General features: G+C 63.7%; 11 protein-coding genes. 6 read left to right on the plus strand and 5 right to left on the minus strand.

Annotated features, from left to right (window positions below):
• The first annotated feature begins 95 nt into the window (after positions 1–95).
• Entirely contained in the window at positions 96–2,036 is a 1,941-nt protein-coding gene (gene acs / locus ACFOW6_RS09840) for an acetate--CoA ligase (protein WP_382422186.1), read from the plus strand.
• 96 nt (positions 2,037–2,132) lie between these two features.
• Here the strand turns inward: acs and lepA are convergent, their stop codons facing one another.
• Positions 2,133–3,938, minus strand: a complete 1,806-nt coding sequence (lepA, locus tag ACFOW6_RS09845; protein WP_382422187.1) for a translation elongation factor 4 — start codon at positions 3,936–3,938, stop codon at positions 2,133–2,135.
• 209 nt (positions 3,939–4,147) lie between these two features.
• On the opposite strand from lepA, the gene ACFOW6_RS09850 reads away from it, so the two are divergent.
• Positions 4,148–4,816 (plus strand): glutathione S-transferase family protein, encoded by a 669-nt coding sequence (locus ACFOW6_RS09850; RefSeq protein ID WP_382422188.1) that lies wholly within the window; start codon positions 4,148–4,150, stop codon positions 4,814–4,816.
• Positions 4,817–5,107: 291 nt separating this feature from the next.
• Here ACFOW6_RS09850 and ACFOW6_RS09855 read toward each other — a convergent pair whose 3' ends face one another.
• Positions 5,108–5,953 carry a tetratricopeptide repeat protein gene (locus tag ACFOW6_RS09855; RefSeq protein WP_382422189.1) on the minus strand — a complete coding sequence of 282 codons (846 nt, stop codon included), beginning with the start codon at positions 5,951–5,953 and terminating at the stop codon, positions 5,108–5,110.
• Between the two features lie 60 nt (positions 5,954–6,013).
• Between ACFOW6_RS09855 and ACFOW6_RS09860 the strand changes: the two genes are divergently transcribed.
• A complete protein-coding gene (locus ACFOW6_RS09860) occupies positions 6,014–6,928 on the plus strand; it encodes an SDR family oxidoreductase (RefSeq protein ID WP_382422190.1) in 915 nt (304 codons plus the stop codon).
• 12 nt (positions 6,929–6,940) lie between these two features.
• Here ACFOW6_RS09860 and ACFOW6_RS09865 read toward each other — a convergent pair whose 3' ends face one another.
• Positions 6,941–7,708, minus strand: coding sequence for an alpha/beta hydrolase (locus ACFOW6_RS09865; RefSeq protein ID WP_382422191.1), 768 nt, complete (start codon positions 7,706–7,708; stop codon positions 6,941–6,943).
• A gap of 140 nt (positions 7,709–7,848) precedes the next feature.
• Between ACFOW6_RS09865 and thrS the strand changes: the two genes are divergently transcribed.
• Positions 7,849–9,771: a threonine--tRNA ligase gene (gene thrS, locus ACFOW6_RS09870; RefSeq protein ID WP_382422192.1), complete on the plus strand. Its 1,923-nt coding sequence runs from the start codon at positions 7,849–7,851 to the stop codon at positions 9,769–9,771.
• Positions 9,772–9,845: 74 nt separating this feature from the next.
• A complete protein-coding gene (infC, locus tag ACFOW6_RS09875) occupies positions 9,846–10,367 on the plus strand; it encodes a translation initiation factor IF-3 (RefSeq protein ID WP_382422193.1) in 522 nt (173 codons plus the stop codon).
• A gap of 108 nt (positions 10,368–10,475) precedes the next feature.
• Here infC and ACFOW6_RS09880 read toward each other — a convergent pair whose 3' ends face one another.
• Positions 10,476–11,303, minus strand: a complete 828-nt coding sequence (locus ACFOW6_RS09880) for a universal stress protein (RefSeq protein ID WP_382422194.1) — start codon at positions 11,301–11,303, stop codon at positions 10,476–10,478.
• 329 nt (positions 11,304–11,632) lie between these two features.
• Here ACFOW6_RS09880 and ACFOW6_RS09885 point away from each other — a divergent pair, with 329 nt between their 5' ends.
• Positions 11,633–12,967 carry a DEAD/DEAH box helicase gene (locus ACFOW6_RS09885; protein WP_382422195.1) on the plus strand — a complete coding sequence of 445 codons (1,335 nt, stop codon included), beginning with the start codon at positions 11,633–11,635 and terminating at the stop codon, positions 12,965–12,967.
• A 12-nt stretch (positions 12,968–12,979) separates the two neighbouring features.
• Here ACFOW6_RS09885 and ACFOW6_RS09890 read toward each other — a convergent pair whose 3' ends face one another.
• Positions 12,980–13,723, minus strand: coding sequence for an ABC transporter permease (locus ACFOW6_RS09890; protein ID WP_382422196.1), 744 nt, complete (start codon positions 13,721–13,723; stop codon positions 12,980–12,982).
• Positions 13,724–13,726: the final 3 nt, after the last annotated feature.

The raw sequence follows: 13,726 nt of genomic DNA on the forward strand, positions 1-13,726 counted from the left end.
ATCCCTCCCAGATATCAAGGATGAAAATCCAACAGCCTGCCGGGCCCTCGCCCGGCGGGTTTTCGCACAACAGGCAAGAGGGAGCGTCGCAGAAGATGTCGGAAACGCAGGTCATCCCCGTCAAGGACAAGATCGCCAGCAGCGCGCATGTGGATGCGCAGTCTTATGAAGAAATGTATCGCCGCTCGATCGAGGACCCGGAAGGCTTCTGGGCCGAGCACGGCAAGCGCATCGACTGGATGAAACCCTACAGCCAGATCAAGGATGTGAGCTTCGGCCCGGACGATGTGCATATCCGCTGGTTCGCGGACGGGACGACCAATGCGGCCGTGAACTGCATCGACCGGCATCTGCCGGCCAAGAAGGACCAGCCCGCAATCATCTGGGAAGGCGACGATCCGGGCGAGGACAAGACCATCACCTATGGCGAGCTGCATCGCCAGGTCTGCCGCATGGCCAATATCCTGAAGGCCCGCGGCGTCACGCGCGGCGACCGGGTGACGATCTACATGCCGATGATCCCCGAGGCTGCCTACGCCATGCTGGCCTGTGCGCGCATCGGCGCCATCCATTCCGTGGTCTTTGGCGGGTTTTCGCCCGACGCGCTGGCCGGTCGCATCGAGGACTGCGAGTCCACCTTCGTCATCACCGCCGACGAGGGCGTGCGCGGCGGCCGCAAGATCCCGCTCAAGGCCAATACCGACAAGGCACTGACCAAGTGCCCCGGTGTCCGCCACGTGCTGGTGGTGCGTCGCACCGGCGGCGATATAGACTGGCACGAGGATCGCGACCTCTGGTTCCACGAGGAGTTCGAGAAGGTTGGCGACGACTGTCCGGCCGAGGAGATGGGCGCCGAGGATCCGCTGTTCATCCTCTATACGTCGGGCTCGACCGGCAAGCCCAAGGGCGTGCTGCACACCACCGGCGGCTACCTCGTCTTCACCTCGATGACCCACGAGTACGTCTTCGACTACAAGGATGGCGAGGTCTACTGGTGCACGGCCGACGTGGGCTGGGTGACCGGACACAGCTATATCCTCTACGGCCCGCTGGCCAATGGCGCCACCACGCTGATCTTCGAGGGCGTGCCCAACTATCCGGATGCCTCGCGGCACTGGCAGGTCTGCGACAAGCACAAGGTCAACATCTACTACACCGCGCCCACCGCGATCCGCGCCCTGATGCGCGAGGGCGAGGAGCCGGTGAAGAAGACCGACCGCAAGTCGCTGCGCCTGCTGGGCACCGTTGGCGAGCCGATCAATCCGGAAGCCTGGATGTGGTACTACAAGACTGTGGGCGAGGAGCGCTGCCCCGTCGTGGACACCTGGTGGCAGACGGAGACCGGCGGCATCATGATCTCGCCGCTGCCCGGGGCCATTGACCTGAAACCGGGCTCGGCAACGAAACCCTTCTTCGGCGTGAAGCCGGAAATCGTGGATACCAACGGCAATGTCCAGGAGGGGGCCTGCCAGGGCAACCTCTGCATCGCCGATTCCTGGCCGGGACAGATGCGCACGGTCTACGGCGATCATGAACGCTTTATCCAGACCTATTTCTCCACCTATCCCGGCAAGTACTTCTCGGGCGACGGCTGCCGCCGCGACGAAGACGGCTATTACTGGATCACGGGCCGTGTGGACGACGTGATCAACGTCTCCGGTCACCGCATGGGCACGGCCGAGGTCGAATCGGCCCTGGTCGCGCACAAGAAGGTCGCCGAGGCGGCCGTGGTGGGCTATCCGCACGATCTGAAAGGCCAGGGCATCTATGCCTATGTCACGCTGGTGGCGGGCGAGGAGCCCAGCGAGGAGCTGCGCAAGGAGCTGGTGCAGTGGGTGCGCCAGGAGATTGGCCCAATCGCCTCGCCGGACCTGATCCAGTGGGCGCCCAGCCTGCCCAAGACGCGCTCGGGCAAGATCATGCGCCGCATCCTGCGCAAGATCGCCGAGAACGACTACAGCAACCTGGGTGACACCTCGACGCTGGCCGACCCGGCGGTGGTGGACGACCTGGTGGAGAACCGCATGAACCGGTGATCTCTCGGGGTCCAGTCGCGTGCACGAAAAAGGCGGCCCTCCGTGGCCGCCTTTTTCAATGTCCGGGGCGTGAGCCCGGCCGGAGTGACGTAACCCTCAGTCCTCGTCCATGCGCAGGGCGGCCAGGAAGGCGGACTGGGGAATTTCCACGTTGCCGAACTGGCGCATGCGCTTCTTGCCCTCCTTCTGCTTCTCCAGCAGCTTGCGCTTGCGGGTGGCGTCGCCGCCGTAGCACTTGGCGGTGACGTCCTTGCGCATGGCGCTGACCGTCTCGCGCGCGATCACCTTGCCGCCGATGCTGGCTTGGACGGCGACCTTGAAGAGCTGGCGCGGGATCAGCTCCTTCAGCTTGGCGCAGAGCGCACGGCCGCGCACCTCGGCCTGGCTGCGGTGGACCACCAGCGCCAGGGCATCCACCGGTTCGCCGTTGACCATGATGGTCAGCTTGACCAGGTCGCCCTCGCGGTAGCCTTCCAGCTGGTAGTCGAAGGAGGCATAGCCGCGGGTCACCGACTTCAGGCGGTCGTAGAAGTCGAAGACCACCTCGTTCAGGGGCAGGCGATAGATCACCATGGCCCGGTCGCCGACATAGGTGAGGTCGATCTGCTCCCCGCGCCGTTCCTCGCAGAGCTTGAGGATGGGCCCCAGGAAGTCGTCCGGCACCAGGATGGTCGCCTTGATCCAGGGCTCCTCGATATGGTCGATCTGCGTGGGCTCCGGCATGTCGGTGGGATTGTGCAGCTCCTTCATGCCGCCGTTCTTCGTGTAGACATGATAGACGACGGAGGGCGCCGTGGTGATCAGGTCCAGGCCGAACTCGCGCTCGAGGCGCTCCTGCACGATCTCCAGGTGCAGCAGGCCCAGGAAGCCGCAGCGGAAGCCGAAGCCCAGTGCCGGCGAGACCTCGGGCTCGAAGAGGAAGGAGGAATCGTTGAGCGCCAGCTTGCCCAGGGAGTCGCGCAGCTCTTCGTACTGCGAGGTGTCGCTGGGAAACAGGCCGCAGAAGACCACGGGAACGGAGGGCTGGAAGCCTTCCAGGGGCGCCTCGCAGGGCCGCTTCTCCTCGGTGATGGTGTCACCCACCTTGGCGTCCGCGATGTCCTTGATGCCGGAGATGACGTAGCCGATCTCACCGGGGCCCAGAGCGTCGGCCTTGGTCTTGCCGGGCCGGAAGACGCCGACCTGGGTCACGTCGTGGAGTGCGCGGGTGCCCAGCATGCGGACCTTCATGCCGCTCTTCAGCGTACCTTCCATGACCCGAACGAGCGTGACCACGCCCAGGTAGGGGTCATACCAGGAATCCACCAGCAGGGCCTTGAGCGGCGCCTTGATGTCGCCCTTGGGCGGGGGCAGGCGCTGGACGATGGCTTCCAGGACATCGCTGACGCCCCTGCCGGTCTTGGCCGAGATCTCCAGGGCATCGGTAGCGTCGAGACCGATCACCTCCTCGATCTGCTCCTTGATGCGATCGGGTTCGGCGGCCGGCAGGTCCACCTTGTTGAGCACGGGGACGATCTCGTGGTCGTGATCGAGGGCCAGGTAGACATTGGCCAGGGTCTGGGCCTCGACCCCCTGGCTGGCGTCGACCAGCAGCAGCGAGCCCTCGCAGGCCTTGAGCGAGCGGCTGACCTCGTAGCTGAAGTCCACATGGCCCGGTGTGTCGATCATGTTCAGGATATAGGTCTCGCCATCCTGGGCCTGGTAGGTCAGGCGCACGGTCTGGGCCTTGATGGTGATGCCGCGCTCGCGCTCCAACTCCATGGAGTCGAGCACCTGTTCCTTCATCTCGCGCTCGGTCAGCCCGCCACAGATCTGGATCAGCCGGTCGGCGAGGGTCGACTTGCCGTGATCGATATGGGCCACGATGGCGAAGTTGCGGATATTCCTGAGGTCGGTTGTCATTAAGCTCTCGAATCACTGCGCGGGGCGCGAGACGCCTCCATGAGGCGCCGGCCAATTGGCGCGCAAGATAGGGCGGAACGCCCCGGCTCGCAACGCTTGTGGCGCAGGCGTGCATGATAGGGCGGCATTCGCCTTTCTGTAGCATTTCTCAGGCAGCCTGCGAGTGAAGACTGTTCACTCGGGGGGCGGCAGCGCTATAGTCCCCGCCCATGCGAATCCTCTATCACCTTCCCCTGGATCCCGGGTGCCGAAAGATCCGTCTTCTGCTGGCGGAAAAGGGCCTCGGGGTCGAGTTGAAAAGCGAACAGGTCTGGGAGCGGCGCGATGCCTTCCTGCGGCTCAATCCAGCCGGGGAGGTGCCGGTCCTGGTGGAAGCCGACGGAACCATCCTGCCGGATGCGCAGGTGATTGCCGAGTATCTCGAGGAGACCTGCAACGAGACGCCCCTGTTGGGGGCGACAGCCCTCGACCGTGCGGAAACCCGGCGGCTGGTGAACTGGTTCGACCGCAAGTTCGCACGCGAGGTCTCGGACCTGCTGATCGAGGAAAAGGTGATGAAGCGCCTGCTGGGCAGGGGCAATCCCGATTCCGCCGCGATTCGCGCCGCAAATCACAATATTCATCACCATCTCGACTATGTCGGTTGGCTGGCCGAACGGCGGAACTGGCTGGCCGGCGAGCACCTGGGCCTGGCCGACCTGACGGCGGCGGCCCATCTCTCCTGTCTCGATTACCTGGACCATGTGCCCTGGGATCAGCATCCGTCGGCGCGCGAGTGGTATGCCCGCATCAAGTCCCGACCGTCCATGCGGCCGATCCTGGCGGACTACCTGGCCAGCAATCCACCGCCGAAGCACTACGCGGATCTGGACTTCTGAAAAGTCAGCCACCCTCCAGGGCACGAGAAATTTCACGGCGCCGCAGGTATTCTCAAGGTGTAAATAGCTGTATTCAGTATATTGCACTGGCTTTTCTTGGAATGCTCGGAAGAATATCGCGCGCTTTATCTGTATACCCTGAATATATTATACAGACAGCGTGAAAATTTTCATTGACGAAGCGGCCGCATTCAACTTAAAGCTAGGACTGTCTTCCATCTCAGCTTGTGGTTTTACAGCTACGGGCAAGACTTGACACCCGCCGGCGGTTCATTCCGCCGGCGGTTTTTTTTATTCGCCGGATCCGGCTTCCGGCATCTCCGATGTCTCCGGTCCTTCGAGCTGCTCCAGGTTCTGCCGAGCGATTCGCGCCGCTCGGGTTCCGGGCTGCGCGTTGATGACCTGCTGCCACAGGGTGGCGGCGCGCACTGCCTGGCCCAGTTCCGCACGCATGATCCCCTCCTGAATCTTCAGGCCGACATCTTCCGGGGACAGCTCACGGGCGCGCAGAATGTCGTCCAGCGCCAGCTGGGGCGCATCGACGCGACGATAGGCGCTGGCGCGCAGGGACAGGATATCGGCGCGCTCCGGCGCCAGGTCGTGAGCCCGGTTCAGGTCATCCACGGACTCCCAGTACCGTCCCATGTCGGCCAGTGAAATGCTGCGGTCGATATAGAGTTCGACATCCTCGGGCAGCTGCTCGAGCGCCTCGCTCTGCACTTCATAGGCCTTTTCCGGCTGTTCGGCCATCATCCAGGCCCAGCCGATGTCGGCCAGCAGGTGCGCGCGTCTGGAGTCGGGAACCTCGTCCGCCAGGGCACGAAGCTGTTCGGCGGCTTCGGCATAGCGTTCGAGCCCGATCAGGGCTTCAGCCGCGCAGTGCTCTGCGGCGGGTGGCGACTCGGGCTCATCCTGCCAGAGGTTGGCCGCTGCCAAGCCCTTCTCCGGCTCGTTGCGAGCCAGGTCCATGCAGCGGCGATAGCGGTCCTGCGCCGGATCCTCCTCCTCGGCTCCGGAGGCGGGCTGGTTCTCCCGGTCCTGCTCCTGGGCAAGCGCCGGCAGGCCGCAAGCCAGGGCAATCACCAGGGCAAGGTGGGGCAGCAGGCACCGGAACGGGGACAATCGAAGCAGCGACATGGCCGGCAGTTTCCTCTTTCTCCGCTTGGCGGGCAAGCCCTGCTGAGGCATCTTGCCCGCATGAATGATGAACAAAAACACGAGACTGCGACCGGGCAGCCGAAGCTGTTCTGCTTCGGGCTGGGATTCAGCGCTCTGACGCTGGGACAGCGACTGCTCGGCAAGGGCTGGCGGGTGGCCGGCACGACCCGCAGTCAGGACAAGGCGGAGCATCTGCGGGCACAGGGATTCGAGACCTGGCTTTTCGATCCCGAGCGTCCCCTTGCCGATGCTGAGACAGCCCTGGCCGGCACGCAGTATCTCTTGAGTTCCGTCCCGCCATTGCCGGTGGGCGATCCCGTGCTGGCGGCGCATGGGGAGGCCATTGCCCGATTGCCGGAGACAAGCTGGATCGGCTATCTCTCGACCACCGGCGTTTACGGAAATGCCGACGGTGGCTGGGTGGACGAGGACTCGCCCATCCAGCCCAGCGGCGAACGCGGGCGCCGCCGGGCGGACGCCGAGGCCGCCTGGCTGGAATTGGGGCAGCGAAGCGGCCGGCCGGTCCACCTCTTCCGTCTGGCCGGTATCTATGGACCGGGGCGCAACCAGCTGGAAAGCCTGAAGCGCGGCAAGGCGCGGCGCATCCACAAGCCGGGACAGGTTTTCAGCCGCATCCATGTGGAGGACATCGCCGCGGTGCTGGAGGCCTCCATGGCCCGTCCCGCGGGGGGGAGGGCCTACAACGTCTGCGACGACGAGCCGTCCGATCCCGCAGAGGTCGTGAGCTATGCCGCAGATCTGCTGGGCGTCGAACCGCCGCCCCTCGTTCCGTTCGAGGAGGCTGATCTCTCGCCCATGGCCCGAAGTTTCTACGATGACAGCAAGCGTGTTGCGAACCGCCGGATCAAGGAAGAGCTTGGGGTCCGCCTGGCCTATCCCGACTATCGCAGCGGCCTGTCTGCTCTGCTGAATGACGTCGAGGCCGCGTCCTGAGAGAGCTCGGGCTCAACCGATGCGGGCGATGAGCGCGTCCAGAGTGGCTTTCAGGTGGCCGAGATCCCGTTCGGTCGAGAAGCGGTGATCGGCATCTTTCACCAGCTTGATCTCGACATCCTGGGTCGTCAGGGTCTCGGCCAGCCGGATGGCGGTGCGGTAGGGGACGTCATGGTCCGCCATGCCGTGCAGGAGGCGGACCGGGCAGCTGATTTCCAGGGGCTTGCGCAGCAGCAGGCGCTGACGTCCGTCCTCGATCAGGTCTCGTGTGATGATGTAGGACGATTCCGCGTACTCCGAGGGCACCTCGATGCGACCCTTGTCCATCACCTCTTGGCGCAGTTCCGGGGTCAGCTGCTCCCACATCAGGTCTTCGGTGAAATCGGGGGCCGCGGCAATGCCCACCAGGCCGGCCACGCGCTCGGCCCGGGCCAGGGCCGCCAGCAGCATGACCCAGCCGCCCATGGAGGAGCCGACGAGGATCTGAGGGCCTTCCGTCAGCTGGTCGATCATCTGTAGGGCATCCTCGGTCCAGTGACCGATGGTGCCGGTCTCGAACTCGCCGCCGGACTCGCCATGTCCCGAGTAGTCGAAACGCAGGAAGGCCTGTCCCCGCTGCCGGCAGTGGTCTTCCAGTTCCGTGGCCTTGGTGCCTGTCATGTCGGACTTGTAGCCGCCCAGGAAGACAACGCCGGGCGTGTGGCCCTCCAGGCGACGCCAGGCAAGGCGGGTCCCGTCGTTGGACGTGAGAAATTCCGGGGATCTGCTGGCTTCGGTCATGACGGCTCCTGCGGTCTCTGGCATGGTCGGCTTCACCAAAGGCTAACAGGAACGGCTTTTCTTGACAGCCTTCGAAAAGCCCCCTAAGTCCCGGCACTCTATCAGTTTTGGAACTCTCTTGCGGGAAGGAAAACACCGGCATGGTTGCGATCACACTGCCGGACGGATCGGAAAAGGCATATGACGGCCCTGTCAGCGGCCTGGACGTGGCGGAATCCATCGGCTCCGGCCTTGCGAAGGCGGCCCTGGCCGTCAAGGTGAACGGCGAGCTGCGCGACCTGACGCGCCCCATCGAGGAGGATGCCCGGCTGGAGATCGTCACCCGCAACCACGAGGATGCCCTGGAGCTGCTGCGCCATGACGCAGCCCACGTGATGGCGGAAGCCGTGCAGGAACTCTACCCCGGAACGCAGGTGACCTTCGGGCCGGCCACCGAGGACGGCTTCTACTACGACTTCGCGCGCGACGAGCCCTTCACCCAGGAGGACCTGGAGAAGATCGAGGCGCGCATGCACGAGATCGTCAAGCGTGACGAGGCGATCCGGCGCGAGGTCTGGGACCGCGACGAGGCCATCCGCTATTTCGAGTCCATCGGCGAGATCTACAAGGCCGAGCATATCCGCAGCCTGCCCGAAGACGAGGTGATCACCGTCTATCGCCAGGGTGACTGGCTGGACCTCTGCCTGGGCCCGCACCTGCCCACCACCAGCAAGCTGGGGCACGGCTTCAAGTTGCTGAAGGTCTCCGGCGCCTACTGGCGGGGCGATTCGAGCAACGAACAGCTGCAGCGCATCTACGGCACCGCCTGGGAGGACGAAAAGCGTCTCAAGGCCTATCTCACCATGCTGGAAGAGGCGGCAAAGCGCGACCATCGTCGCCTGGGGCGCGAGATGAGCCTGTTTCACCTGCAGGAAGAGGCCGTGGGCTCGGTTTTCTGGCACCCCCACGGCTGGACGCTGTATCGCACGGTGGAAGAGTACATGCGCCGGCGTCTCGAGGAGGCCGACTATCACGAGGTCAAGACACCGCAGCTGATCGATCGCAATCTCTGGGAGGCCTCGGGGCACTGGGAGAAGTTCCGCGAACACATGTTCATCGCCGAGAGCGAGGAGCGGATTCTCGCGGTGAAGCCGATGAACTGCCCGGGGCACGTGCAGATCTACAAGCAGGGCATCACCAGCTATCGCGACCTGCCTTATCGCATGGCCGAGTTCGGCAGCTGTCACCGCAACGAGCCCTCGGGGGCTCTGCATGGCCTGATGCGCGTGCGCTCCTTCACCCAGGACGATGCGCACATCTTCTGTACCGAGGACCAGATCGTCAGCGAGACCAAGCGCTTCTGCGATCTGCTGAAGACGGTCTACCAGGATTTCGGGTTCACCGAGATCACGGTGAAGTTCTCGGACCGTCCGGCCACCCGCTCCGGCAGCGACGCCGTTTGGGACAAGGCGGAGAAGGCGCTCAAGGAAGCCACCGAGGCGACGGGCCTGAACTATACGCTCAATCCGGGCGAGGGGGCGTTCTATGGCCCCAAGCTGGAGTTCGTCCTCAAGGATGCCATCGGCCGGGACTGGCAGTGCGGAACCCTGCAGGTGGATTTCGTCCTGCCGGAACGTCTGGAGGCAACCTATGTGGCGGAGGACGGCAGCCGGCAGCGGCCCGTCATGCTGCATCGGGCGATCCTGGGCTCGTTCGAGCGTTTCCTGGCCATCCTGATCGAAAACTTCGCAGGACGCTTTCCGCTGTGGCTGGCGCCACTCCAGGTGGTGGTGGCCACCATCACCAACGATGCGGACGACTATGCCCATCAGGTGGCGGAGCAGCTGCGTGCCGCCGGCTTGCGCGTGGAAACGGACTTGCGCAACGAGAAGATCAACTACAAGGTTCGCGAGCACTCGCATGCCAAGGTGCCGGTGATCGCCGTGGTGGGCAAGCGCGAGGCGGAGCAGCAGGGCGTGAATCTGCGCTGGCTCGGCTCGAAGGAACAGGAGTCGCTTGCGCTGAGTGAAGCAGTGAATAAACTGGAGTGGGAAGCACGGGCGCCCGACAGGGCACCGGTCTGAACACAATAACTCCCAGTCCGTACTGGGGGCAGGATTCAACAGATACAGGAGACATATCCATAGCAAGGCCACCAATGGACGCGGCACCTAGCAAGGATGGACCGCGCGTAAATGATCAGATCCGCAACCCCAAGGTTCGGCTGATCGATGAAGAAGGGGAAAATGTCGGCGTCGTGGAGATTCACGAAGCGATGGAACGCGCCGACAATGCGGGACTCGATCTCGTGGAGATCGTTCCCAATTCGGATCCGCCCGTCTGCAAGATACTTGACTACGGCAAGTACAAGTACGAGGCGCAGAAGCGTGCCAACGAGGCGCGCAAGAAGCAGAAGACCATCGAGGTCAAGGAAATCAAGATGCGCCCCAATATCGACCAGCATGACTATGAGGTGAAGATGCGGGCGATCCAGCGTTTCCTGAGTGAAGGCGACAAGGTCAAGGTGACCATGCGCTTCCGCGGGCGCGAAATGGTTCACCAGGAACTGGGGTTGAACCTGTTGAACCGGGTGCGGGACGAGACCGACGACCTGGGCAAGATCGAACAGTCCCCGAAAATGGAAGGCCGCCAGATGACCATGGTGATGGCGCCGCGCTGAAACGACGGCGCCGATCGGGTGGCCAATGACAAAGGAACGGCAGCGTCGGTGGCTGCCGTTCCTTGACGTGCATCCGGGGTCTTGCTCGTTCCAGGCGGACCCCTGAGTTCAGTGAGACATGAAGACCGGCAGGGGGCTGCGCCGGAGCAGTGTGTTGGTCACGCCGCCGAGGACGATCTGGCGCCAGCGCGCATGGCCGTAAGCACCGGTGACGATCATGTCGCAATCGCGTTTCTGGGCCTGCTCGATGATGGTGTCACCGGTCGCACTGCGCGATGTCCGACTGTCGACCTCCACGTTGATTCCGTGACGATCGAGATGCGCGGCGATGCTGGCGCCCGGCAGTTCGTGCGTCTTCTCCACATTGACCGAGAGCAGCGTCACCTTGTTCGATTCGCGCAGAAAGGGCAGGGAATCGGACACAGCGCGCGCCGCTTCGCGGCTGCCGTCCCAGGCCACCAGGATGTTCTTTCCGATGGACTTGTCGATGCCGGCTTCCGGGACGACCAGCACCGGCCGCCCGCTTTCCAGGATGACGCTTTCCGCCAGGTCCCGGAATGCGTCGGGAACCTGCTTCAGACCGATCGGGCCCAGCAGGATGAGGTCTGAATAGCGTCCGTGCAGACTGACGGAATTCTCCGGTTCCCCGGTGACGGCCTGCCATTCACTGGACGCCTCGCGCCCGGCCTGCCGCAGCTTTTCCTCGAAGAGCTTTCGAAGAGAGCTCATGTGTTCGTCATATTCCTTGGAAATGTCGCGCACGAGTTGCTGGGGCATCACGGCCGCACCGTAGGCCGGGATCGGTTCGGGCGGCCGGATTCCCAAGCCAGCCAGATGAGCGTCCTTCTCGGTTGCCAGCGCGATGGCAGCCTCGAGACGGGCTTTTCCCGAGGGCGTGTCCTCAACGTGAACGAGCAGGGTTTTGAGCGTCATCATCTTCTCCCTATTATCGGTTTTCAGGCAACGCAGGGCAGCCTGACTCACATATGCGTGTTGCGACAGGGGGTTTCAAAGTTTCTCCGGGAACGAGACAATGAAGCCTTGACTTTGTGCGCTGCACAATTCACATAAGCACAGGCTTCCATTATCAGCCGACTGCGTGCGGGATCGAATTCATCTGTCCCTGTCCACAACGGAAGCCTTCAATCAGATCAAAGACGGCCTTTTCACGCGGGGCTTTCAGACAGCCCCGGATGTGTCTTTCCTGTCGGAAAGCACACGAACCGCATTGTGCGGCAAATCCGGGCAAACCGGAAATACAGGAATTGACATCATTCAATGATCTCGGCCTCAATGCCGAGCTTCTCAAGGCGCTGAGCGCCCAGAACTTCGAAACCCCCACTCCGATTCAGAGCCGTGCCATTCCCCTGGTGCTGCAGGAGAAGGATCTCCTTGGCATTGCCCAGACCGGGACCGGCAAGACGGCCGCCTTCGGCCTGCCGCTACTGCAGCGCCTGAAGAGCCAGGATCGTCGCCCAGTGCCCAAAAGCTGCCGTGCACTGATTCTCAGCCCGACTCGTGAACTGGCGGGACAGATCGCGGACAACCTGTGCAGCTATGCCAAGTTCAGCCGCCAGCACATCGCCTGTGTCGTGGGTGGTGTGCCCGTCCGCAAGCAGGCCATTGCCCTCAACAAGGGCGTCGATGTGCTTGTGGCCACGCCGGGCCGGTTGCTGGACCTCGTGGATCAGCGCGCCGTGCAGCTGCAGGACGTTGAAGTCCTGGTGCTCGACGAGGCCGACCAGATGCTGGACCTGGGCTTCATTCATGCCCTGGACCGCATCGCGAAGCTCGTTCCAAGCCAGCGGCAGACCCTGCTGTTCTCGGCAACCATGCCCAAATCCATTGCCAGCCTGGCTGCACGCTTCCTGAGGGACCCTGTCCGGGTCGAGGTTAGCGCAGCGGCCACGCCGGTCGAGCGGATCGACCAGAAGATCGCGTTCGTGCAGGGCGGCGGCAAGGCAAACCTGCTGCGCGAGATCCTGTCCGAGGCACCCGATGCCCGGGCGCTGGTCTTCACGCGCACCAAGCGCGGCGCCGATCGTGTGTCCCGGGATCTGGAAACTGCCGGTCTGCAGGCCGATGCGCTGCACGGCAACAAGAGCCAGAGCCAGCGTGAACGGGCGCTCGGCGCCTTCCGCAAGGGCAAGGCCCGTGTCCTGGTCGCCACCGATATCGCCGCGCGCGGCATCGATGTCAGCGGGATCACCCATGTGATCAACTACGACCTGCCCAACGTTCCCGAGAGCTATGTTCACCGCATCGGCCGTACGGCCCGTGCCGGCGCCTCCGGCCTGGCCATTTCCTTCTGCAGTCCCGATGAACACGCCTATCTGCGGGACATCGAACGCCTGACGGGCAGTGCCATCCAGACACTGGACGGCAGTGCGCGCCCGGTCATCAACGGCGGCGGAAACAACGCACGGCCCGGTGGAGGCAAGTCGCAGAAGAGCAGATCCAATTCCCGTGGTGCCGGCTCTGCCAACGGCGGGCGTGCCGAGAACTCCGGAAAACCCAATGGGCGCAACGGACAGGCCCAGCGCAAGCGGCGCACAGACGCCAGCGGCAACGGCCAGAGGCGCCAACGCCTCGCCTCCTGAGGACAGTGAGCCTCAGACGGGCAGGTTTTCCTGGCCCGGATCGGCCGCCTTTTCGGCCTGCCTGCGTTCCTCGGGACGCAGGTGGGCCATCAGGCGACGCTCGATGTGCTTGAAGATGAACAGGATGCCATAGCTGCAGGCCAGGTAGATCAAGCCCGCGGTGATGTAGATCTCGTAAACCGCGAAGGTGCGCGCCACGATCGAGCGTGCGACACCGGTCAGGTCGAGGATCGTGATGATCGAGACCAGCGAGGTCGCCTGGAACAGGAAGATCACTTCGTTGGAATAGGCCGGCAAGGCCAGGCGGAAGGCCTTGGGCAGGATGATGCGGCGATGGAGCAGCCAGCCGCTCATGCCGCAGGCACGGGCGGCCTCCACCTCGCCGTGGGGCACGGCCTGTATGGAACCGCGCAGGATCTCCGCCGTATAGGCGCCGGTGTTCAGCGTCAGGGTCAGCACGGCGCAGAAGTAGGCTTCCCGGAAATAGGTCCACAGCCCTATGGCCTCAAGTTCGGCCCGGAACTGCCCGCCGCCATAGTAGATCAGGAACAGCTGGACCAGCAGCGGCGTCCCCCGGAAATAGAAGATATAGGCATAGGCCGGCCAGCGCAGGAGCGGGTTTGGCGACAGCCGCAGAAGTGCGGAGGGGATCGCCAGGATCAGCCCAAGAAATACCGAGAGCACGGTGATCTGCAGGGTTATTCCCAGTCCGTCCAGGAGCTGCGGCAGGGAGTCGATCACGAGCTGGAGGTTCATCGC

The sequence above is a fragment of the Fodinicurvata halophila genome (genome assembly GCF_042651425.1).
Taxonomy (GTDB): domain Bacteria; phylum Pseudomonadota; class Alphaproteobacteria; order Kiloniellales; family DSM-21159; genus Fodinicurvata; species Fodinicurvata halophila.